Genomic DNA, 24079 nt, shown 5'->3' on the forward strand with positions numbered 1-24079 from the left:
AGAGTGAAATGACTGAAATCATAGCATCTTACAGAGTTTTGGGCCGTCTTGGCTCGTTTGAAAAAAAAGCAGAGGAAATTGCACTGGGGCTGACAGTCGGGACATGGACCAGCCTTCCAGAACTTGAGCAGGAGCAGTTAAAGAAGCATAAAGGAAGGACTGTTTCAGTGAAAGAGCAGAAGGGCGGGAACGGGGATGAAGTCATAGCTGAAATATCCATCGCTTATCCTGCACTTAATTTCTCCGCAGATCTGCCGGCAATTCTGACCACTGTATTCGGGAAATTATCGTTGGATGGGAAAATCAAATTGATCGATCTTGATTTCTCAGCCGAATTAAAGAGGCATTTTCCCGGACCCCGATTTGGCATCGAAGGGATCAGAGAGGAGTTGAATGTATACGACAGGCCGCTATTGATGAGTATCTTCAAAGGAGTGATCGGCAAAGATCTTTCATTCTTATCACATCAGCTGAGGGAACAGGCAAGAGGCGGCATCGATCTGGTCAAAGACGATGAAATCCTTTTTGATAATCCTCTCACTCCATTCGAAAAGCGTGTCATAGAAGGGAAGAAAGTGCTCGGAGAAGTCTATAGGGAAACGGGGCATAAAACGCTTTATGCTGTGAATTTGACCGGGAGGACTTCAGGACTGAGGGATAAGGCGAGAAGAGCAAAAGAGCTTGGAGCGGATGCACTGCTCTTTAATGTCTTCACATACGGTCTTGATGTCCTCCAGGAATTACGTGAAGATGATGAAATTGCCCTGCCACTAATGGCGCATCCATCCTTCAGCGGTGCGTTTACAAGTTCAAATATATACGGTGCCTCCCATTCATTGTTCCTCGGCAAATTATTGAGGATTGCCGGAGCTGATTTTTCACTGTTCCCATCTCCATATGGAAGTGTAGCATTGGAAAAATCATCAGCCCTTTCAATCAAACATGACCTGCTGGAACAAAATGAATTCAAACGAACCTTCCCGGTGCCATCAGCCGGCATCCATCCCGGGCTTGTTCCGCTTCTGATAGAGGATTTCGGAAAAGACTCCATCATTAATGCAGGCGGCGGTGTGCACGGACATCCAGATGGTGCGTGTGGAGGTGGAAGAGCCTTCAGACAGGCAATTGATGCAGTACTCTCAGGAAGGAGCCTCGAAGAACAATGTGCTGAAAGCCCGGAACTGGCTAAGGCTTTGGGGAAATGGGGGAGCCCGGTGGAGTCCAGATGAGCAGGACAATCGTATTTTGTGATTTCGATGGAACCGTGACTGAAAATGATAATATTATCTCCATTATGAAAAAGTTTGCTCCAGATGAATGGATAGGATTAAAGGATGCAGTGCTTGCCCAAGAAATTTCCATCCAGGAAGGGGTAGGGAAAATGTTCTCACTTCTTCCCTCCCATTTAAAACAGGACATCATTTCTTATTTGGAGCAAAGTGTACAGATAAGAACAGGTTTTCAAGAATTCCTGCAATTTTGCAGTGAGAGGGATATACCGGTTTACATTGTCAGCGGAGGCATGGATTTCTTCGTCCATCCTTTATTAAAGGAGTTTGATTCGATTTCAGGGATCTATTGCAATCAAGCGGATTTTGATAGGGAAAGAATTCGGATTGATTGGCCCCATACCTGCGGGGACGAATGCTCCGGGGAGTGTGGATGCTGCAAGCCGACGATCATAAACCAATTAAGCACGGAAGAAGACTTCAAGATTGTAATAGGAGATTCCATTACAGACTTAAAGGCGGCACTTGCTGCAGACTTTGTGATTGCCAGAGACTTTCTTGCTGAAAAATGCGAAGAGCATGCCATTCCACATGAAACGTTTGATACATTCCATGATTGTGCTTCCATTTTATCGAAATTGGAAGGGGTGGGGGTATGAGTGATTTAAGAGAAAAGTGGAATGAACTTGCTGACATCAAAGATGAGCTTGCAGCAAGGGATTGGTTCATGGGTACGAGCGGGAATCTATCGATTAAAACTGGTGAATCTATCGATGGCTTTCTTGTGACAGCAAGCGGAAAAGATAAAAGAAGAAGAACCTCAGAGGATTTTCTCTTAGTGGATTTTGAGGGAAGGCCCATTGGAGAAACGGTTCTTACTCCATCAGCAGAGACTCTCCTTCATTGTGAGATTTATAAGAATACAAAAGCAGGATGCAGCCTCCATGTCCATACAGTAGCCAATAATGTAGTCTCTGAAATTTATGGGGATGATGGGGAAATCGACTTTCAGGGCCAAGAATTAATCAAGGCTTTTGGACTTTGGGATGAAGACGCATCTTTGAACATCCCGATCATACCTAACCACGCCTATATTCCAGAACTTGCAAAGGAATTTCAAAAACATGTTAATGGGGATAAAGGTGCCGTATTAATTCGGAACCACGGAATCACAGTGTGGGGGAAAAGCGGCTTTGAAGCCAAAAAATTGCTGGAAGCATGTGAATTTATTTTCCAATATCATCTCTCACTTTTACAAATTAAGAATAACATTCAATTTCCAAAACAAACATTTTCTTTATAGGGGGAATTTTAAATGACTACTATTAAAATTCAGGGAAGCGGAAAAGTGATTGATAATCAAGAGGAAGTCGTTCAATTTTTAGAAGAGCAGGACGTAATTTATGAAAATTGGGATATAGCAAAACTACCCGCAGCCCTTCAGGAGAAGTTTTTATTAACTGAAGAAGAAAAAGAGGAGATCCTGGCAGTTTTTAAGGATGAAATCAAAGACATCTCTGAGAGAAGAGGGTACCAGGCCCAGGATGTCATTTCCTTGTCTGAAGCCACTCCCAATCTTGATCAGCTTTTGAAAAACTTCAATCGCGAGCATCATCATACAGATGATGAAGTTCGGTTCATCGTAAGCGGCCACGGGGTTTTCGTTATTCAAGGGAAAGATGGAGTATTTTTTGAAGTGCATTTAAATCCGGGGGACCTGATTTCTGTTCCTGAAAATATCCGCCATTATTTCACGTTATCTGATGATCTAAATGTTGTGGCTGTTAGAATCTTTGTCACCCAGGAGGGCTGGGTGCCGATTTATGAAAATGCATCTATCAATGCCTGATGCAGAAGCGATCTCATTAAAGAAGCCCAAGGGATTCCTTGGGCTTGTTTTAATTCTATTTTTCATCGATGATATTTGCTTTATTCTTCCGCCACTCAATGTATTTCGCTAAGTCAGGATCGATCTGTGTGAAAAGGAGCCCTAAAACAGCCACATCATCGACAATCCCCAATCCTGCTATAAAATCCGGGACAACATCAATGGGTGAAACAAAATAGACTAGACCGACGACAATCGTAATGAGCGTACGATAAGGGATATCTTTATATTCACCTTTAGCCCAGGATTTCAAGAGCTGAAAAGTAATTTGCAATTTATGCCATACGCTTGAAAGAGTCGTTTTATTGCTGAGAGCTTTTTTCTCAGCTTTTGTCATCAATTGAACCGTTTTTTCCTTATCTTTTAAATGTTCCTGTGCATCCGTTTTGAAAAGTCGAAAAGCAAGCTTGCTCAGTATCCAGTTTTTCATGGCTCCACCACCTTATTAATACTAATTTCCCTCCTATTGATTTTCTTAAACAAAAAGTCGTTTGCTGAAAGAAAATGGTGAGGAAATTGTCGTATTATGGCAAAAAGTAAGAAGCTTTGTCTATTATTGCGAATCTATTTACTTTTCAGAAAAATACTGCGATAATGCTCAAGTATACAAATCTCGAGTATCGAAATATATAGTTGGAGGGTAATAATCGTGATCGGAAAGACGGATAATAATATCAATTATATGACTCAAATTCAATTAAAAAGGGACGAGATGATTCAACTGGGCATGAAGTTTGGACTGGCATCAAAGCAAACGGTTGCATGCAGCCAGGAACTGGACTCTCTTTTAAATGAATACAATCGATATATTTTATCTTTGAGAGAAAGAAAAAACCCCAAACATTCAATCAAGAGAATCCTCACCATGACATTCTTCATTAATAAAACCGCTGCTTTCAAGAAAAAAATCCTTCTTTAAAGCCGCTTTTCCTTTTGAGTAATCGGAAACCCTATTGTCACTTTAGTTCCTTTACCTAATTCACTGGATACTTCAATTCTTCCATTGAAGGATTGGACGATTCTTTTACAGACGGCTAATCCAAGCCCTGTACCCCCATCTTTGGAGGTGAAGAAAGGATTAAAGATCCTTTCGAGATCTTCATCGGTAATACCTGAACCAGTGTCGATGATGTCAATATAGCCTGTCATATTCTGAATATAGAGTTTTATAGTCAACGTACCGCCTTCTGCCATAGATTCAAAAGCATTCTTGGAGACATTCATTATCACTTGCTTGATTTGATCTTTTGAGCAAAGCACTTCTATTGGCGATACTTCCATTTCATAGTAATATTCTATTGTTTTCAGGTTCGCTTCTGAACGGATGATAGGATTCAGATCAAGCAGGATATCTCTTAAATCGCAAATCTCTGCCGTATGGATAGAAGGCTTTCCTAAAATAAGAAATTCACTTACGATTTGGTTAATTCTCAAGACTTCTTTATTGATGATTGAAAAATAAAATTGGTCTTGAGGATTATCATATTTCTCTGCTAACAGCTGTATCAGCCCTTTGATTCCTGTTAACGGATTTCTTATTTCATGGGCAGTGCTGGCTGCAAGAGTCCCAACAAGCTCTAGCTTTTGGGCGTCGTTTTCTATTTTCTCCAGTCTCGACCTCTTCCCGATTCTATAATTCCTGAATAGAAGATAGATGATATGCATGATGAATCCAGAAATGAGAAAGAAAAATATAGATGAAATAAAAGCTTCATTCTTGTACCCATCTTTTATTGCTACCGAAATGATCCATGGCGCGGTCGAGAGTTCATCATTCACCCACTTCTGACCGTGTTTCTCTGGATCCGGTCCTGCTTTTAGTATCACTTCCTGATTTGAATTCATGAATTTGACTGCTTCCCCAGGCGTGAGCATTCCTATAAGATTTACGACATAATCTGAACGGATATGCCCTACTAAGTATCCTGTGATTTGATCATCACTCACAATAGGAGTGATGATCGAGAATACAGGCATAGACTGATTATTACTTTCTGCTTTATCAGAAATACTTGTTTTACCTGTTAAATGGGCTAATGTGAAGGTTTCGTCGCCTCGCAGACTCTTATTGATGAGATGATTATTTGAACCAAATTTGATCAAGCCATCGCTGTCTGCATAATAAAGCCCGGCATATCGCGAATCTTTTTCTTGAAGATTATTCAAGACAGCATTCAGTGATTCCTTCGATGGCACAGATCCTGTAAATGTCATTGATAATGTTTCAAGACTAATCTTTGTCTCGTGAAATAGCCCGCCCAACTGATGCTGGTGGATCGATGCAATCCACTCAGCGTGGTCCTCAGCTTTTTTTAATTGCTTTTTATATGTATAATGCCCAAAGACTGCTGTTCCTGCCAAAGATGGCAGGATGGCAATCAAAAGGTAGATAATGACTTTATTACGAGTAATTTTCATAAAGCCATGAGTCCTCCAAATCTTAAAAATATATTTAAATATTCCAAACCTTATTATATCAAAATATGATAGTCTCATTATATGAGAATCTGAATTTGCTGAACATTTTTAAGATTTGTTTGAGGGGGATTACTGGTTAAATGGAAAAAATCATTATTCTTGAAACAAGTGACATCCATGGAAGCGTCCTGCCCTTGTCTTATGCAGACAACGCCCATGAAGACAAAGGACTTGTAAAGATAGCCTCGCTCATCAAAAGAATAAAGGCAGAAAATGAAAACATATTATTGATAGATAATGGAGATTTGATACAAGGGACGCCTTTGACCTATCATTATGTAAAATTCCTTAAGAATAAGCAGAATCCGATGATCAAACTGCTGAATCATTTGGAATATGATGCTGCTGTGATCGGCAACCACGAATTCAATTACGGGATGGGTGTATTGAATAGAGCAGTGAGTCAATCAAACTTTCCTTGGCTTTCCGCTAATGTTTGCCATGGAACCACGAAGGAAACGTATTTCGGAAAGCCGTATACTACGAAAAGATTTTCCAATGGAATCAAGGCGGCGGTTCTTGGACTGACCACCCATTATATTCCGAATTGGGAAAATCCCGAACATATAAGAGAGCTGTATTTCGAGGACGCCCTGCTGTCAGCCAAACGCTGGGTGGACTACATACATGAAGTGGAATCCCCAGATATACTTGTCTTGTCTTATCATGGGGGATTTGAAAATGATGTTGAAAATGGCAGCCCTTCTGAAACTTATACCGGTGAAAATCAAGCATATCGCATCTGTATGGAAGTGGATGGAATCGATATTTTATTAACCGGGCATCAGCACAGGGAACTGACAGGGGAGATAAATGGAGTCACTGTTATTCAGCCTGGCTCCAATGGAGAAAAACTCGGGAAGGCCGTCATCGAATTGCAAAAAAAGAGTGGCAGCTGGTCTATTGTTCATAAAGAATCAGAAATACTGGATGTCCAGAATGAAAAGACGGACCATACTGTCATTGAACTCATCGAAGAATATGAAAAAAAGACTCAGGCATGGCTAGATGAAGAGATAGGAACGATTGAAGGGAATATGCTGATAGATGATCCTTTTATGGCCAGAAAGGAAGAGCATCCTCTGATTGAATTCATCAATAAAGTTCAGATGGAAGCAACGGGAGCTCCTATTTCCAGCACGGCTCTATTTTCCAACCATTCACTCGGTTTTCCAAGCATCGTCACCATGCGCGACCTAGTTTCGAACTATATCTATCCAAATACATTAATCGTCCTACTATTGAAAGGACAGGACATCAAAGATGCACTGGAGAGGTCTGCATCCTATTTTTCCCTAGATGATAATGGGGAGATAACTGTCAACCCTGCATTTTCTTATCCTAAACCACAGCATTATAACTATGACATGTGGGAGGGGATAGAATATATCATAAATGCAGCCAAACCAATCGGAAACAGAGTGCAGTCACTGCATTTTCAAGGAAAACCCCTTAGTATGACAGAGGATTACGAGGTAGTGATGAATAATTACCGTGCAGGCGGAGGCGGAGATTATAAAATGTTTAAAGGCAAGCCTAAGATAAAAGAGGTGCAGATGGATATGCCGGAACTCCTGGCTGAACATTTCATTAAACATAGTATAGTGAAGGCAACGGTCAATCATAATTGGAAAGTCGTCAACCATCCATGAAAGGCCATACAGGCAGGTATCATTGACATTGTTCTCCCCCATCCATTATAATTATTTTGAAATTGAGATATTTTTCGGTTAAAAAGGATATGATGAATGATGTCTAATGAAAATGATGTACAGAAATCCCTGAAGCTTTTTATCGTCCTTTCCAGGGCGTATAAAGCATTGAATGAACAAGTCGATCAATTTATTTATAAAAATGGCCTTAACCCAACAGAGTTTGCTGTGCTTGAACTTCTTTATCATAAGGGAGATCAGCCTCTGCAGCAAATTGGCGGAAAAATACTTCTCGCAAGCGGGAGCATTACGTATGTAGTGGATAAGCTGGAGAAGAAGGAATTGATTCGGCGGGTGGCATGTCCGAATGACAGGCGTGTGACTTATGCCCAGATCACTGACCAAGGGAAAGAATTTATCCGAAGCATCTTCCCGGAACATGAGAAGAGAATTGATGAACTGGTTTCCGTCCTATCAGAGGAGGAAAAAAATCAATCTATTGAATTGTTAAAGAAATTAGGACTTTCCATAAAAGATTTCTAATAAGAAAATCTCCAATCTGATGGATATTTTATCCAAGGAATGGGGATTTTTTTGATTATGAAGGAAGTTCCGGCACGAATGTAGAAATAACATACTTTGGGATTCTATAGCAGGGTTCTGATAATAATTGCTAAGGGGTGTTTTCAGTGAGCTTTAAAGATTATACATATAAAAGGCCAGATTTCAATGAAATCGAAGCGCGATTCAATGAAGCAATCAAATCTTTTAAAGAAGCTAAGACCGTAGAAGAACAGAGTGAAGCGATGAATGCCGTCAATGCCATCAGGAATGATGTCGGGACCATGTTCAATCTTTGCTATATCCGGCACACGATTGACACGAACGATGAATTCTACAAAGAAGAACAGGATTACATGGATGAATTGGCGCCTAAACTTGAAGCCTTTGTAGCTGAATATTACCAAGCACTGGTTCAGTCGAAGTTCAGGGAAGAGCTTGAACAAAAATGGGGAAATCAGCTATTTGACCTGGCAGATGCCCAGCTAAAGACTTTCTCGCCTGACATTATTCCGTTATTGCAGAAAGAGAATAAGCTTTCCTCAGAATATACAAAGCTTACAGCATCGGCAAAAATTGAATTTGAAGGGGAAGAAAGGACGCTGGCACAGCTTGAGCCATTTTCTCAATCAAAAGATCGCGGGATGAGGAAAAAAGCAATAGAAGCAAAATACGGCTTTTTTGCTGAACATGAAGAAAAGTTTGATGAAATCTATCATGAACTCGTTCAAGTAAGACATGAAATCGCCAAGACGCTTGGATATAAAAACTTTGTGGAACTTGGCTACTACAGGATGGCACGGACAGACTATGATGCTGAAATGGTTAAAAAATTCAGGGATCAGGTTAAGGAATATATCGTTCCCCTTGCTGTATCCCTCAGGAAAAGGCAGGAAGAACGCATCAATGTCGATTCATTGAAGTTTTACGACGAAGGGTTCCAATTCCTTTCCGGGAATGCCGTTCCAAAAGGATCGCCTGAATGGATCATCGGGAATGGCAAGCGAATGTATGAGGAGCTTTCTGAAGAAACAAAAGAATTTTTCCATTTTATGATCGACAACGATTTAATGGACCTGGTAGCCAAAAAAGGAAAAGCGGGCGGAGGATACTGCACGTATATTGAGAATCATAAATCACCATTCATTTTCTCCAATTTCAATGGGACATCAGGGGATATCGATGTATTGACCCATGAAGCAGGGCATGCCTTCCAGGTTTATTCAAGCAGACACCATGAAATCCCTGAATATAATTGGCCGACTTACGAAGCATGTGAAATTCATTCGATGAGCATGGAGTTCTTTACTTATCCTTGGATGGAGAAATTCTTCCAAGAGGATACGGACAAGTATAAATTCTCTCATTTAAGTGAAGCGCTTCTTTTCCTTCCATATGGGGTGGCAGTCGATGAGTTTCAGCATTTTGTCTATGAGAATCCTGAAGCAGCACCTGCAGACAGAAAGCAGGCTTGGAAGGACATTGAAGAGAAATATTTGCCGCATCGAGACTACGATGGAATCGAATATCTGGAAAAGGGTGGATTCTGGCAGAAGCAAAGCCATATTTATAATTCTCCTTTCTACTATATCGATTACACACTTGCGCAGATCTGTGCGTTCCAATTCTGGAAGAAATCGATGGAGCAATTTGATGGGGCATGGAATGATTATGTTCACCTCTGCAAACAAGGTGGAAGCAAATCATTTACCGGCCTAGTGAAAGAAGCAAAATTGATTTCACCATTCCAGGATGGCTGCGTCAAATCCGTCATCGGTACGATCGAGGAATGGCTGAATTCAGTGGCTGATAAACAACTCTAAAGAAAAAGGCTGGCCCCTTGTGGACCAGCCTTTTGCGGTTCATAATTATTGAACTTTTATTTCGTCATTTTCGATGAAGATAGACAATGTTCTGGTTTCAGGATGGTCTAAGATGATATCAGCTATTTTATCTTCAAGCTGTTCCTGAATCACCCTGCGGAGCGGACGCGCACCGAAGGAAGGGTGGTAGCCGAGTTCTGCAAGTTTTTCTTTCACTTCCTGCTCCACTTTAAAGGAAATTCCTTGTTCAGCGGCTGTTTCCAATAGTTCCCCAAGCATGATATCGACAATTTTAAGAAGATCTTCTTTTTCCAATCCATTGAATTCAATGATGCTGTCAAATCGATTCAAGAATTCCGGTTTAAAGAAACTTCCTAATGAATCGAGGATGCTCGTTTCTTTAAGTGCATTATTTTTTTCGAATCCGACCGTGATTGGTTTTTCTACAGCTCCAGCGTTGCTTGTCATGATAATGACAGTATCTTTAAAGCTGACCGTCCTGCCTTGGCTGTCTGTCAATCTGCCATCTTCCATGATTTGCAGGAACATATGCTGGACATCAGGATGAGCCTTTTCGATTTCATCCAGAAGTATAATGGAATAAGGATTCCTGCGAACTTTTTCTGTTAATTGTCCTGCTTCTTCGTGTCCTACATATCCTGGAGGAGAACCAATCAATTTAGAGACGCTGTGCTTCTCCATGAACTCACTCATATCAAACCTGATCATACTATCCTCAGTACCGAATAATTCCTTTGCCAATGTCTTCGTTAATTCTGTCTTTCCCACTCCTGTAGGCCCTACGAATAGGAAGGAGCCTATTGGGCGGTGTTTGGATTTCAATCCTGCCCTGCTTCGACGGATGGCTTTTGCAACCTTTTCTACAGCTTCTTTTTGCCCGATCACATTCTTCGCCAGGCTACCTGCTAAATTCTTCATCTTCTCTTGATCAGAAGATTGAATTTTTCCGACTGGTATACCTGTTTTTATTTCAATGATTGTTTCAATGTCCTTGATGGACACAGCAGGCTTTTCGCTTAGAGATTCCTCAGTTGAGCTAAGGACTTGATGAATTTTTTCTTCTTCATCCCTTAAGTAAGCGGCCGTTTCATAGTCTTCATCCTTAAGTGCTTTTTCCTTCTCGACAGTTATGGCACGAAGGCGTTCTTCAGCAGCATCACGGTCTGGTGCTTCAATGGTCAAATTGAGTTTTGATCCCGCTTCATCCATTAAATCAATTGCTTTATCCGGTAAGAATCGGTCTTGGATATATCGGTGTGATAAGTTGACACATGCCTTCAGGACATCATCTGAAAACTCTACACCATGGAAGGCCTCATATTTTTCACGGATGCCTTTTAAGATTTCAAGTGCCTCTTCAACTGATGGTTCGTGCACATGCACCGGCTGGAATCTGCGTTCCAATGCGGGATCTTTTTCTATTTGGCGATATTCATGTAGAGTAGTCGCACCAATCAATTGAAGTTCTCCCCGTGCAAGGGCAGGCTTTAGGATATTTCCTGCATCCATTGATCCTTCAGCAGAGCCGGCGCCTACAAGAAGATGGATTTCATCAATAAATAAGATGACATTTTTTCTGGACTGCAGTTCTTGGATCAACTGCTTCATCCGTTCTTCAAATTGTCCGCGGATGCCGGTGTTGGCCACTAATGAAGCCACATCAAGCAAATATACTTCTTTATTGAGAAGTTTTTGCGGGACTTTATTTTCTGAGATTTTTAATGCCAGTCCTTCAGCAATCGCTGTTTTCCCAACCCCGGGCTCACCGATGAGGACAGGATTGTTTTTATTTCTGCGATTGAGGATTTCAATGACTCGATTCACTTCTTTTTCACGGCCTATAACGGGATCGATCAACCCTGTTTTGGCCAGATACGTTAAATTTTTGCCGTATTGATCAAGGAATCCATTCCCTGAATTTATTTTTTCCTGTCTTTCGTGAATGTTTGGCTTTTGCTGCTGATGTGCTTGTTTAAAAAGATCATTTATCCCTTCGAACCCTTGGAATTGGCCGAAGGAAAGAGGGGAACCGCCTAAGCCGCTCCCTATTTTTTGTCGTTCTTCTTTATAACAAGAGGAACAGAGGTGAAGCTGCTGTTTGTGTTCATTGAATTGAACGTTAAATTGAACGGTTGCCTGTTGTTCATGACATTTTTGACATAGCATTGTGCATTCCTCCTATAATTTATATTCAATAATTGACTTTGACTAACTTTGACTAATTAATTATGAGTATAAATCAAAGATCTTATGGACTCAAGAATTGTGCTTGGATTTTTGACTAAGTTTGACCTTTGATAGTTATAGTATAATTTGACCTTCTTTGACTTTCAAGTCTTTTTAATTATTTTTTTCAATTCTTAAATGAGGAACTTGTACATAAGGATGAAAGGAGGGGAGGAGCTTAATATGAAGCATTGGATTCAATCCTTTCAAATAGCAGCTGTTTATGTCGGAACTGTGGTAGGTGCAGGCTTTGCTACAGGCAAGGAAATTGTGGAGTTTTTCTCCCGGTTTGGCTTTATTGGACTTATAGGAATTCTGATGGGAGGATACTTATTTGTTGCCTTAGGGACAAAGCTGATGGAAAAATCTATAGATATCGGTGCTCAATCGTATGAAGAACTTAATACATACTTATTCGGGAAATACTTTTCAAAAGTTATGAACATTTTAATGATGATCATGCTTTTGGGGGTATGCGCTGTAATGCTTGCCGGTTCAGGAGCCATTTTTCAAGAACAGCTTGGCTACCCCAAGATAGCGGGGGTTCTTCTGACTGCTCTTCTTTCTTTCATAGTTATGACTCTAGGCGTTAAAGGACTATTTGCAGTAAATACTTTTGTTGTTCCGATGATGATTTTTTTTAACCTGTATTTATTGATGCATTCCATTCAACATCCTCACTTTTTGGAAAGACTGTTGACCATTCCTTATCAGGAGGATGGATGGAAATCAGTTGTTGCGCCTTTTTCTTACACCGCTTTGAACCTTGCGCTTGCCCAGGCGGTACTAGTGCCTGTGGCAGCTGAAGTGAAGGATAAGAAAGTGGTCAGGCGAGGCGGAATCATTGGCGGTCTTTTATTGACAGTTATATTATTGTCGAGCCATGCCACTCTTGTTATGCTCCCTAATGTAGATGCCTATGAAATTCCCATTGCCGTCATCATGAAGAAGATGGCATCAGAAATATATTTTATTTATATATTCATTATCTACGGTGAAATATTCAGCTCGGTCATCGGGAATATTTATGGGCTGGAGAAACAGATAAGGGGGTATCTGCCGCTTAAAAGTGCCTGGCTTTATGCGCTGATCATCGCAGCTGCATTTTCATTCGGGGTGATTAATTACGGGACACTGCTTTCTTACCTGTATCCGATATTTGGGTATATCAGTTTGGTTTTTATCATTCTATTATGGATGAAGCCGCATAAGAATAAAGAGTGAAAGGGAGCTGATCCCTTTCACTCTTTAATGTTTGTATTTCAGGCGTTTAGACCCAAACGTCATTATTTCTTTTTGATCGTTTCTGCCATTTTTACAAATGCGTCATTATAATCTGCATCTTTTTTTGAGAAGATCGTCATTTTTACGATACTGTCATCCTTTTTTACGATATATGCGGTAACTTGATCGGAAGTATTTTCAGCCTGCATGATGGATGCATCAGCAAGCCACTGCTGATCGTTGGAGGCTTGAAGATCTTTAATATCACCGTTCACAGCCCCAAGTTGAGCTTTAGTATTCTCTTTTAATTGTTCCATATCTGAGTCAGCAGGAAGGATTTCAATTCTCATTGAAATCTTATCGTTATCTTTTAAGAAAAGAACATCTTTATTCGGTTCTTCAGCCGTCAATTCAAATTCAGGCAAAACATACATGGAATATCCTTGATTGTCGCTATTGACAAGCTTAGCGCTTTCTTCCTTCTGTTCACCATTCACAGTGTAAGTAAGCAGCTGCTCATTTTTTTGTTCAGTGGCAGAATCGCCCGATGATTTATCGGTATTTTCAGTCTGTGCAGTTTTTGGGGTTGGATTGGTTGTCTGTCCACCATTCACTTTGTCATCCGATTGTTCTGCAGTTCCGCATCCTGCCAGCAATAATACTCCAATCAAACTTGGCAGAATTGCTTTTCCCCATTTATTCAAGTTCATCAGCCCCTTTTCATTATTCCGCTTTTGAAGATTGATTCCTCTATGCGGTCTCTTTCTATTATTGTAGACGAAATTTTGGCTGTTTGGTTGCAATTTTAGAAAAATAATCAAACTGTCCTAATTTTTTTCAATTTTACTAAAGATTATAAGGGGATTATCAGAGGGAAATGGGTATTTTCCCCTTTCCTATTTAAAAAGAGTAAGACTTAAGTCTTTTGTTTAAAATAAAAATCCTTTAATGAATTTATATTGAGGTGAAATCATGACAAAGTCCAAACAAGAGAAAGAAAGACAATGGAATGTACGAAAGAACAGCCAGCATCCTCATGGAAAAGTTTCTTCCAAAAAAGAATTATTTGAAGATGCAAAGGAAAAATAAAAGTGCGGCCAGCTTCACTTAATGAAGCTGGCCATTTTTTACATAGGTTTCTAAAAAGTGATCATGTGTAAATTTGGTTTTCCCGCATTTTTCAGCCAAATGATTTACATGTTCCAGCAGGTAATTAATGTCGAGGGGGAGCATTGCCTCGTAGTTTACTCCTTTGAGAATGTAGTCTTTGAATTCCCATATGGTTTCCTTAATGACAGGAGATCCATTTAGCACAATTTGATGGAGCGCTTTTATGATCTCAGTGATCACGGAAATATCATTCTTTCCATAATGGCGTAATTGATAAAAGCTCTTATATAAATATTCGTTGAAATCCGGCTGTTTAAGGATAAGCCTTAATTGGCCATTTTTATAAAAATAGTCACCAGGAAGTGATTGGTTTGAAAGCTGCGACAATATCAGCCCCATTTGTTCGATGCAGTCTATAGCCGTATTCGGATCGTTGATTGCCGGAGAAATCGCCCTCATAGCTATTTCGGCAAGTTTCCGGATACCGAGATTGATATCTTCGACGGGTTCCTTATCGGGCCCCAATTTAATGAACCCCAGATACTTATCCTCTTCAATTTCACGATTTGCAGTAATGATCGGGGTGCCTTTCAATACATATTGTCCCGTTGAGTAAAGGACTTTGATGGAGGCTTGATCATCATCAGCTTGATTGACGATTGCGTCCCTATTGATCTCTTGGATGAATCCGCCTTTTAATGAGTGAAGAACATAGGGGAACCTGTCCAATCGATCATTTTGATCATCCGATCCTTTTTGGTTATCTTTTATGGGCAGCGAGGTGCGAATTCTTTCGCTTGTTTTTTGGGTGATTTGATGAATGAGATTGCTCACTTTTACCCAGTTCGCTACATGGTGAACAAAGTAGACGAATACAAATACGCAAATGATGGCAGCGATGACTGCAAACGATGGAGATAAATAAAATTCCTGTTTCTTTCCGCCTTTAAGGAGAAGTAAGACGATCAAAGTGTAGACATAGCTAGATACGAAAGCAGCCAATACCCGCTGTGTAGGTGTATCATTAATAAGGTTCTGGACAGACCGCGGGGTATACTGTGATAAAAACGTCGTCAACACGACCAAAATGGAAGAAAAAGTAATGGTTGTCATCGTTAAGATTGATGACGAAATCGTACTGATGATTGTGTTGGCCAAGTCAAAGTCGGTAAGAAAAATGGACGGGATGATTTTTGAACGGCCGTTTGCAAAGTAAGCGTCGATTAGGTACGTGCCGTAAGCTAAAATGACGGCAACTAATGTATAAACAGTAGGTTTGAACCAAAAGTTCTTTTTAAAGCTTGTCCAAAAAGAGTTCGTTTTCATAGGGGCCTCCTGAAATTTCTATTATAGAAATTTCCTTAAACAGTAGAGTCTAAACCTCCAAATAATAAACCTGGGCACTCAAGCCGATTTTTGAGTGCCCAGGTTCAGTAAGGATTGCTTATCCGATAATTTTATAATTTTTATGGTTTACCACTGTTTTTTCTTCAAGCTCCAGTTCTCTGTAATTTTCCATGTAAGTAAGATCAACAATTACGGAATTTTCGTTTATTTTTTCTACAATTCCTTGAAGACCATCTTTAAATTCAATTACATTCCCCACTTCTGCCTTTTTCAATGATTGACCTCTCCTTTGCCATCTTTTACTAATAGTTTGCACTACTTTTTTTCATCCGTAAAGATATTTTCGCTATTTTTAGAAAACTTGGGCTTTAAAAATTTTGATCCCTGTCCTTAAAGAAAAAGGGACTTCATGTATAATATGTTTTAGAGCATCAATGGTTGATATGGGGTGAGATAAATGAGCCAGGAAGATTGGGAGTCGAAATTGAACGCGCTGCAAAATGGGGAACTTAAGGAATTCCAAGTGTTAAAGGATGAATTTTTAGCTTTTAGGGAATTTTTGGTCAAACGCAGCGACTTTAAGCATTTTCAAGGTACTGCACAAAGAGGCGGGAATGTAACTTACATATATTCAGATACACCCCGCAGCTGAATACCGAATGAACAAAAACTGCCTTCATTTTGAGGCAGTTTTTTTGTTTGAAAAAACAAATTTAATCGGTTGCTAGAAATTGCTAAGGCTGAATCGATCCCTTGAGCTGACGGGGATGAGAGCTTAATAGATTCTTAGGCAATCATTTCCTGCTGAAAACGATCTCTATGGTTGTTAAGGTAATTGAGGGAAACAAATTGCCAGGAGGTAATAGTATGAAGAAAAGAAATTGGTTAAGAACAATTGCTGCCACGGCTATTTTGGGTACAACTCTCCTTTCAGCTGCATACGGAAAAGCAGATGCTGCTGAATCATCCTATTCTGTTAAAAAAGATGATACCCTTTGGAAGATTAGTACTAAATCGGGGGTTTCCATCAATCAAATTAAACATGTAAATAACTTGAAAAACACTATCATTTATCCCGGTCAGCAATTGACGATCCCTCAATCGTTGACTGCATCCGATAAAGACTTGCTTGCAAGGCTTGTTACAGCTGAAGCAAAGGGTGAACCATATGCAGGCCAGGTGGCAGTTGCCACTGTCGTGCTTAACCGTGTAGATTCAGATGAATTCCCGGATTCAGTACACGATGTCATTTATCAAAATTACAAAGGCCATTATGCCTTTTCTCCAGTTGAAAATGGAGCAATCAATCAGTCTGCCAAAGATGAAGCAGTCAAAGCAGTGAATGAAGCAATTGCATACCGTGGCATGGGCAACGGGTCATTATATTTCTATAATCCCGCTACTAGTACAAGTGACTGGATCTATTCCACAAAAACAATCCTGACAATCGGTCATCACCGATTTGCAAAATAAACGGACTAAACCTGAAGGGCAATCCTTCAGGTTTTTTTGTTATTAAAATAGAAAAAAAGGATTGAACTCTGATCAATTGTGAAATAAAAGAGAGTAGAAGGAGAGTGGTAGTTGTGTTTGAAGGAAAGGTAGTAATTGTAACCGGTGGAGCGAAAGGGATTGGCAAGCGAACCGCTGAAGCTTTTGCTCAAAAAGAGTGCAAAGTGGTTATTGTTGATTATGATAAAGAGTCAGGTTATAAAACAGCAGAATCATATCGCAGCAATGGCTGGGATGTCCAATTTGTCCACTGCGATGTCTCTAAGTTGGATTCCGTAAAAGCCATGATGGAAAAAATCAATGGTGAGTATGGAAAAATTGATATTTTGATTAACAATGCAGGAATTTCTAAATTTAAAGATATTTGGGAAATGACCGAACAGGATTGGACTTCTATCCTGCATAATAATTTAAGCAGTGTCTTCTATTGTGCGCGGGAAGCGGCAAGGTATATGAAAAAAGATGGAGGATCCATTGTAAATATCACATCGACCAGGGCATTTCAATCAGAGGCGAATACGGAAGGATATTCCGCGACAAAAGGCGGAATTTATTCGCTGACCCACTCGCTTGCCATCACATTAAGCGAATATAAAATAAGGGTGAATTCCATAAGCCCCGGATGGATCGAAACAGAAGAATATGAGCAATTAAGAGAAATTGATCATTTGCAGCATCCCTCTAAACGTGTGGGCAAACCGAGTGACATCGCTAAGGCATGTCTATATTTGGCAGATCCACAAAATGATTTTGTCACTGGAAGCAATCTGGTTGTCGATGGGGGCATGACTAGAAAAATGATTTACGAACATTGATGAAATTATGAAAGATATGTGCTAAAAGTACTACACCTCCTAATATACTTTAATGACAACATTGGGAGGTGATAGCATGGGAATTAAGCTTATAAAAATTTCAACAGTTTATTTTGCAATCGGGATACTGCTTGGCTATTATATGTCTACTATCCATTCCTACGATTTGACCCCTGTCCATGTCCATATCAACTTGCTTGGGTGGACTGCATTGACATTGATTGGCATTCTATATCATCTTTTCCCTCAGCTTGAGGCAAGTGCATTAAGCGAATGGCATTTTTGGCTTCATAACATCGGGCTTCCTGTCATGATGCTTGCATTGGCTGGATTAATATCTTCAGGGAATGAAAGTCTTACTCCTGTTATTGCTGCAGGTGCAACACTCACAGCAATTGGTGTGCTTCTATTCGCAGTGAACGTATGGAAGAACCTTAAAAAATGAAATGCATCAATTCTCCCTGCATCACATCGGTGCAGGATTTTTTGTTGTTTTTTAAATTCTTAATAATAGAAAAATTCCAAAGATTGGGTTATTGTTTATGTATAGAACTTGGAGAGGAAGTTACATATGGATAAAGAAATGACGATGCTGAAAAATGAAATGAAAAAAGTAATGGTCGGACGTGAAGGCGATATTGAGCTAATGATGATCGCACTCCTGCAAGGGGGTCATTTACTGCTTGAAAGCGTACCTGGAACAGGTAAAACCTTATTGGCGAAAACCTTCGCAAAATCCATCAAAGCAGATTTTAAACGTATTCAATTTACACCCGATGTCCTGCCAAGCGATGTAACAGGGATTCAATTTTTTGATCCGAAAACAAGGGAATTCCAACTTCGTCCAGGGCCTGTCGTCACTAACATTCTTCTGGCAGATGAAATCAATCGTGCTACACCCAGAACACAGTCAAGTTTATTAGAAGTCATGGAAGAAAGGCAGGTCACTATCGATGGAACGACCGTCAAAGTAGAAGATCCATTTATGGTGATCGCGACCCAAAACCCTGTAGAATCGCAGCAAGGGACTTTTCCGCTCCCAGCCGCCCAGCTTGACCGCTTCTTTATGAAAATTAAAATTCCATTCCCATCATTCCAGGATGAGAAAGAAATCCTGAAACGATTCAGGACAAGCGATCCTCTGGAAGAAGTAGCAGAGGTTCTGTCCACAGAGGATATTCGGAAAATGAGAAAGCAGGTTAAAGAAATATATGTATCGGATGATCTTGAAAATTATATTTTATATATCATCCAGGAAACGAGGACGAATCCTCTTTTTGAAGGAGGCGTCAGCTCAAGGGCAGCATTGGCTTTGATGAGGGCTGCTCAGGGGGCTGCCTTTATACAGGGAAGGGATTATGCCACTCCTGGAGATGTGAAAGCCCTCGCTCCAAATGTACTTCTTCATAGGATGCAGCTGACCCCGGACGCATCCCTTACAAAGTCGATTGAGGGGATTTTTCAGGAAATATTAAAACGTGTATCTGTGCCAGTTGAAACGGGTGCATGACGATGTGGAATACGGAAATCAATGGAGACAGGATTCTTAAAGTTGGGTTTACCATTTTTCTCTTGTTTGCCATTATCACTTTTTTTACATATCAATATTTGCTGATGAGTATATTCCTGCTGTTTCTGCTGTTCATTCAATTGGAAGATTTCTACTTAAGGAAAGCACCGGATAGTCTAAAGCTCATAAATCAAATACATAGGGAGAAATTAAATCCCGGCGATTTTGAAAGCTGGAAGCTCGTGTTTGAAAATCACAGACTTCCCATACTGAATGGGCAAATTCTAGTTCAATTTGATGGAAATATCCTGCCTATACAAGGTGATTATCATTCCATCCAGTCCCTGGTTGAAATATGCATTCCGTTTTCCATACTACCCAACCAAAGAAAAGAAATTGAAATTCCAATTGAAGCAGTCGAAAGGGGCATTTCAAAGTTAAGGAAGGTTGAGGTTACAGTAAACGGATTTTTAGGTAACGGCTCCGTTTTATTGGAGTATGCCCATATATTTAGATCAGAGATCCTTGTCTATCCTGCAAGGAATAGAATCCATCAGCATCACGACAAAGAAAAAAACATGTCTGGCTTGTTCAGCATCCCAGCTTCTTTATTTGAGGACCCGCTGCAGCCCATTGGAACGAGGGATTATACGAGCACAGACAGTTTTCAGCATATTCATTGGAAAGCTTCTGCCAGAATGAGTCAATTACAGACGAAGGTATTTGCGAAAACCACACAGCGATCCTGGATGATTGCATTGAATGTCTCGGATGGATACTCCATTTCTAATGAACTTGAACTAATGATTAGACAATGTGCTCAGTTGATCGACCATGCCTTTAAAAACGGGATACCTTTTGCCTTAGTGGTGAATATCCGTTCATTTGGCCAGACTCCTTATTTTTCTTTAGGGCTTGGCGAAGGACAAAAACAATGGCAGAGAGCACTGGAGATGCTCGCAATGATTTCTCAGCAATCATTCACCATTCCTTTCAGCAGTTTGCTGTCGCATCAGCTGGGCAGCCATATTCAAGTGTCCTCCTTGATTTGCTTCGGAGAGACAGCAGAAAAATCAAAGGCAGGTTTAAATTCATTCCGCCAAAAAGGGATTGAAGTATATTGCATGAAGAACGATAAAGGACAAGGAGCTATCATTCCATGGAATTCATCAGCAGTCGTCTAGCCGAAATCAATTGGAAACGGTGTATTCAATTCAATGTTGCTTTTATGAGCGAAGTCATTTTACTTCTGATTTGCCTATTTCCTTTATTTCTTATGACACATAAGGGCGGAATTGTTTATTCCATTTTAGCCTCAGTCTTTTTTGCAGTGCTCCTGTCCTCCCTCTTCATGAAGGAAAGTCCGCGCACATATCTGACGATGGGAATCATCATCCTATTTAGTCTAATAGGAGGAATTCCCTGGTGGCTGATCGGGATTTTGCTCGTTTTTGTGCAGATCCGGATTCATGCCGTCTTTGAGAAAATACAATATGAAGCTGTCAGTTCCAGAACGGCATCTTCAGCCATTTTCATAGGACTGTTCATGTATTTTTTTGCTAAGGCATACGATCCAGCAAGCCAAAGCATCATTATTTCGGTATTGCTGCTTCAACTATTTGTCTTTACGTATGGTGCTTTTATTTCTCAAGTAGTCAGAGGGTCTTCCGTTCCAGGAAAAAGGAAGATGGTTGCAATGATAAGTTTGGGCTACATCGTATTGCTTTTGATTTCTTTTGCACTCGTGCTGCTCATCAGTCCTTACCTTCATAACAGCTTAAACTTTTTACTGAAGGGAGTCATTTATCTTCTTGGCTATATTTTTGGCCCCATTATGGAATGGCTTCGGACAAGGATGATAGAGAGGGAAAACTCACAGCATGACACAACCAATACAATGAAGTTCAAGGAAATAGAAGAGCAAAAGCAGCTTCATGGGCAGGGGGCAGAAAAAACGCCTGAATGGCTTGATGATGTATTGATCCTCTTATTTATCCTTATTATCGGAAGCATCCTCTATTATTTCAGGAAAAGAAAATTCAATTTTGCAGAAGCAGAGGATGAAACAGCAAATGCTGTTGTAAAATCAACAAAAAGACGAGAAATAGAGGGGAAGGATTATGGACAAAATGCTTATCTTTATTCAAAAGGTGATAACAAGGTAAGAGATCTTGTGGAGGAGTTGGAGAAGCTCGCCGTTAAAAAAGGTATGTCGAGGAAGGCGTGGGAAACCATTGGGGAGTGGATGAGCAATCAAAAAATATCCTGCGATGAACCCTTTATAAAAATTTATGAAATGGTGAGGTACGGCAATCGGAAAATAAGCGAAGATGAACTCCTGGAATTTGAAAAAAAGATAAAGGATGTAAAGAAACAAATGGAGTCCAGGGAAGTCCCTAAAAACAATTTTAAAAAGATGTCATAGTCCTTCCATAAATTGAAATAATAAATTTATGAGCAATACAATTGTCTTACATATAGGGACATGCTATCCTTAAAAATTGAAAGGGATTGCTCCCTGTTTTTTTGTATGCTTGCATTTTTAAGTAATTTGTTGACGAATCGACCAAGATTGGATACTTTAATGAAGCGAGCAAAATTATTTCATATAAAAGGAGTAGTTAAATATGGCACAAAAACAATTTACAGTAACAGCAGAAACTGGAATCCATGCACGTCCAGCAACATTATTGGTTCAAACAGCAAGCAAATTCAACTCTGAGATCCACCTTGAATATAAAGGGAAAAAAGTGAACCTTAAATCCATCATGGGTGTTATGTCTCTTGGTGTAGGCAAAGACGCAGAAATTACTATTATTGCTGAGGGCAATGATGAGCAGGACGCTTTAAACAGCTTGGAAGAAACATTGAAAAAAGAAGGTTTGGCTGAATAATGTCAAGCATTCTTAAAGGAATTGCAGCATCTAATGGTATTGCAATTGCGAAGGCATATCGATTAGTCGAACCTGATTTAACTGTCGAAAAGCGCTCCATCACGGATGAGGCTGAAGAGGTTTCCCGCTTCCAGAAGGCGATTGAAACTTCAAAATCAGAGCTTGAAGCAATCCGTGATAAAGCAAAGACAGATCTAGGGGAAGATAAAGCTGCCATCTTTGAAGCACATCTTCTAGTTTTAAGCGATCCTGAACTGCTCACACCAATAGAAGACAAAATCAATACAGATCGGATTAATGCTGAATTTGCTCTTAAAGAAACAGCAGATATGTTTGTTTCCATGTTCGAACAAATGGATAACGAATATATGAAAGAACGTGCTGCTGATATCCGTGATGTGACAAAACGCGTACTATCCCACTTATTGGGTGTTCAAATTGTAAACCCAAGCATGATTGCTGAAGAAGTAATCATTGTAGGGGAAGATTTGACTCCATCTGATACAGCACAGCTCAATAGAACGTATGTTAAAGGGTTTACAACTGATATCGGGGGAAGAACGTCCCATTCAGCCATTATGGCAAGATCAATGGAAATTCCTGCAGTTGTAGGAACCAAGACAGCTACCGAGGAAATCCAAAATGGCGACATGGTCATTGTTGATGGATTAAATGGAGAAGTACATATTAATCCAACTCAAGAAGTGATCAGCCAATATCAAAAAGAACACGAAAAGTATGAAGCTCAAAAAGCAGAGTGGGCTAAACTTGTAAATGAACCGACTGTATCTAAAGATGGTCATCACGTGGAACTTGCTGCAAATATCGGAACTCCAAAAGATTTAAAAGGGGTTGTCGAAAACGGCGGGGAAGCGGTAGGTCTATACAGGACTGAATTCTTGTACATGGGAAGAAATGAACTTCCTAGCGAAAATGAACAGTTTGATGCTTATAAAGCAGTGTTGGAAGGTATGGGAGGAAAGCCTGTCGTAGTGAGGACACTTGACATTGGCGGAGATAAAGAACTTCCATATTTGAATCTTCCAAAGGAAATGAATCCTTTCTTGGGCTTCCGTGCCATCAGACTGTGTCTGGAAGAACAGGACATCTTCAGGACTCAACTGCGAGCACTTTTAAGAGCGAGCATTTATGGGAACCTAAAGATTATGTTCCCTATGATTTCCAATCTTCAAGAGTTTCGTGATGCAAAATCTATTCTCCTTGAGGAAAAAGCTAAGCTTTCCGAAAGTGGAGTAGAAACAGCTGAACATATTGAAGTTGGAATCATGGTCGAAATTCCATCAACAGCAGTAATGGCTGACTTATTTGCGAAGGAAGTAGACTTCTTCAGTATCGGAACAAATGACCTTATTCAATATACCATGGCAGCAGACCGTATGAATGAAAGGGTTTCATATTTGTATCAACCTTATAATCCAGCTATTCTGCGCCTTGTGAAGATGGTAATTGATGCGGCTCACAAAGAAGGTAAATGGGCTGGCATGTGCGGAGAAATGGCCGGAGATGAAATTGCCATTCCAATCTTGCTTGGTTTAGGTTTGGATGAGTTCTCCATGAGTGCAACTTCCATTTTGAAGGCTCGCTCCCAAATTGCACGTTTGAATAAATCAGACGTAGAAAAGCTGGCAGAAGAAGTACTTCAACTTCGTACGAATGAAGAAGTCATTGAGGCTGTAAAAAAAGTAATCGAACTGTAATAAAATCGTTACAGTAAAAATGTTTTTTATTTTAATAAACGGGGTATTCAATAAATAAGCTAACGGTAAGA

25 protein-coding genes are annotated in these 24079 nt (G+C 40.1%); 19 read left to right on the forward strand and 6 right to left on the reverse strand.

Annotated features, from left to right (window positions below; all coding sequences use genetic code 11):
• Window positions 1-8: 8 nt before the first annotated feature.
• From ABTV07_RS06935 to ABTV07_RS06950, 4 genes are read left to right on the forward strand one after another with little or no spacing between them, the layout of a single operon-like run.
• On the forward strand, window positions 9-1229 hold the full coding sequence (locus ABTV07_RS06935) for a 2,3-diketo-5-methylthiopentyl-1-phosphate enolase (RefSeq protein WP_433749165.1): 1221 nt from the start codon (window positions 9-11) through the stop codon (window positions 1227-1229).
• Window positions 1226-1888: a 2-hydroxy-3-keto-5-methylthiopentenyl-1-phosphate phosphatase gene (locus tag ABTV07_RS06940; protein WP_433749168.1), complete on the forward strand. Its 663-nt coding sequence runs from the start codon at window positions 1226-1228 to the stop codon at window positions 1886-1888. The genes ABTV07_RS06935 and ABTV07_RS06940 overlap by 4 nt, the downstream gene beginning before the upstream one ends.
• Complete coding sequence (locus ABTV07_RS06945; protein ID WP_433749171.1) at window positions 1885-2532, forward strand: methylthioribulose 1-phosphate dehydratase; 648 nt, start codon at window positions 1885-1887, stop codon at window positions 2530-2532. The genes ABTV07_RS06940 and ABTV07_RS06945 overlap by 4 nt, the downstream gene beginning before the upstream one ends.
• Window positions 2533-2544: 12 nt before the next feature.
• Window positions 2545-3078 carry a 1,2-dihydroxy-3-keto-5-methylthiopentene dioxygenase gene (locus tag ABTV07_RS06950; RefSeq protein WP_433749174.1) on the forward strand — a complete coding sequence of 178 codons (534 nt, stop codon included), beginning with the start codon at window positions 2545-2547 and terminating at the stop codon, window positions 3076-3078.
• Between the two features lie 55 nt (window positions 3079-3133).
• Here ABTV07_RS06950 and ABTV07_RS06955 read toward each other — a convergent pair whose 3' ends face one another.
• On the reverse strand, window positions 3134-3547 hold the full coding sequence (locus tag ABTV07_RS06955; protein ID WP_433749177.1) for a YkvA family protein: 414 nt from the start codon (window positions 3545-3547) through the stop codon (window positions 3134-3136).
• Between the two features lie 219 nt (window positions 3548-3766).
• Here ABTV07_RS06955 and ABTV07_RS06960 point away from each other — a divergent pair, with 219 nt between their 5' ends.
• Window positions 3767-4036, forward strand: a complete 270-nt coding sequence (locus ABTV07_RS06960) for an aspartyl-phosphate phosphatase Spo0E family protein (RefSeq protein WP_433749180.1) — start codon at window positions 3767-3769, stop codon at window positions 4034-4036.
• Here ABTV07_RS06960 and ABTV07_RS06965 read toward each other — a convergent pair.
• On the reverse strand, window positions 4033-5535 hold the full coding sequence (locus ABTV07_RS06965; protein ID WP_433749183.1) for an ATP-binding protein: 1503 nt from the start codon (window positions 5533-5535) through the stop codon (window positions 4033-4035). The genes ABTV07_RS06960 and ABTV07_RS06965 overlap by 4 nt on opposite strands.
• Before the next feature lie 140 nt (window positions 5536-5675).
• Between ABTV07_RS06965 and ABTV07_RS06970 the strand changes: the two genes are divergently transcribed.
• From ABTV07_RS06970 to ABTV07_RS06980, 3 genes are all read left to right on the forward strand, one after another.
• Entirely contained in the window at window positions 5676-7247 is a 1572-nt protein-coding gene (locus ABTV07_RS06970) for a bifunctional metallophosphatase/5'-nucleotidase (protein WP_433749186.1), read from the forward strand.
• 99 nt (window positions 7248-7346) lie between these two features.
• Entirely contained in the window at window positions 7347-7790 is a 444-nt protein-coding gene (locus ABTV07_RS06975; protein WP_433751145.1) for a MarR family winged helix-turn-helix transcriptional regulator, read from the forward strand.
• A 146-nt stretch (window positions 7791-7936) separates the two neighbouring features.
• On the forward strand, window positions 7937-9631 hold the full coding sequence (locus ABTV07_RS06980; RefSeq protein ID WP_433749188.1) for a M3 family oligoendopeptidase: 1695 nt from the start codon (window positions 7937-7939) through the stop codon (window positions 9629-9631).
• A 45-nt stretch (window positions 9632-9676) separates the two neighbouring features.
• Here ABTV07_RS06980 and ABTV07_RS06985 read toward each other — a convergent pair whose 3' ends face one another.
• Window positions 9677-11818 carry an AAA family ATPase gene (locus tag ABTV07_RS06985; protein ID WP_433749191.1) on the reverse strand — a complete coding sequence of 714 codons (2142 nt, stop codon included), beginning with the start codon at window positions 11816-11818 and terminating at the stop codon, window positions 9677-9679.
• Between the two features lie 243 nt (window positions 11819-12061).
• On the opposite strand from ABTV07_RS06985, the gene ABTV07_RS06990 reads away from it, so the two are divergent.
• Window positions 12062-13102, forward strand: coding sequence for a YkvI family membrane protein (locus ABTV07_RS06990; RefSeq protein ID WP_433749194.1), 1041 nt, complete (start codon window positions 12062-12064; stop codon window positions 13100-13102).
• A gap of 62 nt (window positions 13103-13164) precedes the next feature.
• On the opposite strand, the gene ABTV07_RS06995 is transcribed toward ABTV07_RS06990, so the two are convergent.
• Complete coding sequence (locus tag ABTV07_RS06995) at window positions 13165-13806, reverse strand: hypothetical protein (protein ID WP_433749197.1); 642 nt, start codon at window positions 13804-13806, stop codon at window positions 13165-13167.
• Window positions 13807-14074: 268 nt separating this feature from the next.
• Here ABTV07_RS06995 and ABTV07_RS07000 point away from each other — a divergent pair, with 268 nt between their 5' ends.
• Window positions 14075-14191, forward strand: coding sequence for a DUF6254 family protein (locus ABTV07_RS07000; RefSeq protein WP_433749199.1), 117 nt, complete (start codon window positions 14075-14077; stop codon window positions 14189-14191).
• Window positions 14192-14209: 18 nt separating this feature from the next.
• On the opposite strand, the gene ABTV07_RS07005 is transcribed toward ABTV07_RS07000, so the two are convergent.
• Together ABTV07_RS07005 and ABTV07_RS07010 are read right to left on the reverse strand one after the other, a co-directional pair.
• Entirely contained in the window at window positions 14210-15538 is a 1329-nt protein-coding gene (locus ABTV07_RS07005) for a DUF2254 domain-containing protein (RefSeq protein ID WP_433749201.1), read from the reverse strand.
• Between the two features lie 118 nt (window positions 15539-15656).
• Window positions 15657-15833, reverse strand: a complete 177-nt coding sequence (locus tag ABTV07_RS07010) for a YkvS family protein (RefSeq protein WP_433749204.1) — start codon at window positions 15831-15833, stop codon at window positions 15657-15659.
• Between the two features lie 183 nt (window positions 15834-16016).
• Between ABTV07_RS07010 and ABTV07_RS07015 the strand changes: the two genes are divergently transcribed.
• The 9 genes from ABTV07_RS07015 to ptsP all read left to right on the forward strand — a co-directional run bounded on the left by ABTV07_RS07015 (window position 16017) and on the right by ptsP (window position 24008).
• Window positions 16017-16211 carry a hypothetical protein gene (locus tag ABTV07_RS07015; protein ID WP_433749207.1) on the forward strand — a complete coding sequence of 65 codons (195 nt, stop codon included), beginning with the start codon at window positions 16017-16019 and terminating at the stop codon, window positions 16209-16211.
• A 215-nt stretch (window positions 16212-16426) separates the two neighbouring features.
• Window positions 16427-17032: a cell wall hydrolase gene (locus tag ABTV07_RS07020; RefSeq protein WP_433749209.1), complete on the forward strand. Its 606-nt coding sequence runs from the start codon at window positions 16427-16429 to the stop codon at window positions 17030-17032.
• 113 nt (window positions 17033-17145) lie between these two features.
• On the forward strand, window positions 17146-17886 hold the full coding sequence (locus ABTV07_RS07025) for an SDR family NAD(P)-dependent oxidoreductase (protein WP_433749212.1): 741 nt from the start codon (window positions 17146-17148) through the stop codon (window positions 17884-17886).
• 76 nt (window positions 17887-17962) lie between these two features.
• Window positions 17963-18331, forward strand: a complete 369-nt coding sequence (locus ABTV07_RS07030; RefSeq protein WP_433749215.1) for a cbb3-type cytochrome c oxidase subunit I — start codon at window positions 17963-17965, stop codon at window positions 18329-18331.
• Between the two features lie 126 nt (window positions 18332-18457).
• Window positions 18458-19396 carry an AAA family ATPase gene (locus ABTV07_RS07035; protein ID WP_433749218.1) on the forward strand — a complete coding sequence of 313 codons (939 nt, stop codon included), beginning with the start codon at window positions 18458-18460 and terminating at the stop codon, window positions 19394-19396.
• A 2-nt stretch (window positions 19397-19398) separates the two neighbouring features.
• The gene (locus ABTV07_RS07040) at window positions 19399-20580 is read left to right on the forward strand and encodes a DUF58 domain-containing protein (protein WP_433749220.1); all 1182 of its coding nucleotides are present in this window, start codon (window positions 19399-19401) and stop codon (window positions 20578-20580) included.
• Window positions 20556-21821: a hypothetical protein gene (locus tag ABTV07_RS07045; RefSeq protein WP_433749223.1), complete on the forward strand. Its 1266-nt coding sequence runs from the start codon at window positions 20556-20558 to the stop codon at window positions 21819-21821. The genes ABTV07_RS07040 and ABTV07_RS07045 overlap by 25 nt, the downstream gene beginning before the upstream one ends.
• A 202-nt stretch (window positions 21822-22023) precedes the next feature.
• Window positions 22024-22290: a phosphocarrier protein HPr gene (locus ABTV07_RS07050; RefSeq protein ID WP_114743870.1), complete on the forward strand. Its 267-nt coding sequence runs from the start codon at window positions 22024-22026 to the stop codon at window positions 22288-22290.
• On the forward strand, window positions 22290-24008 hold the full coding sequence (gene ptsP / locus ABTV07_RS07055) for a phosphoenolpyruvate--protein phosphotransferase (protein ID WP_433749226.1): 1719 nt from the start codon (window positions 22290-22292) through the stop codon (window positions 24006-24008). The genes ABTV07_RS07050 and ptsP overlap by 1 nt, the downstream gene beginning before the upstream one ends.
• Window positions 24009-24079 lie beyond the last annotated feature (71 nt).

Origin of the sequence: Falsibacillus pallidus (assembly GCF_050990905.1) — a bacterium.
Classification (GTDB): domain Bacteria; phylum Bacillota; class Bacilli; order Bacillales; family DSM-25281; genus Falsibacillus; species Falsibacillus pallidus_A.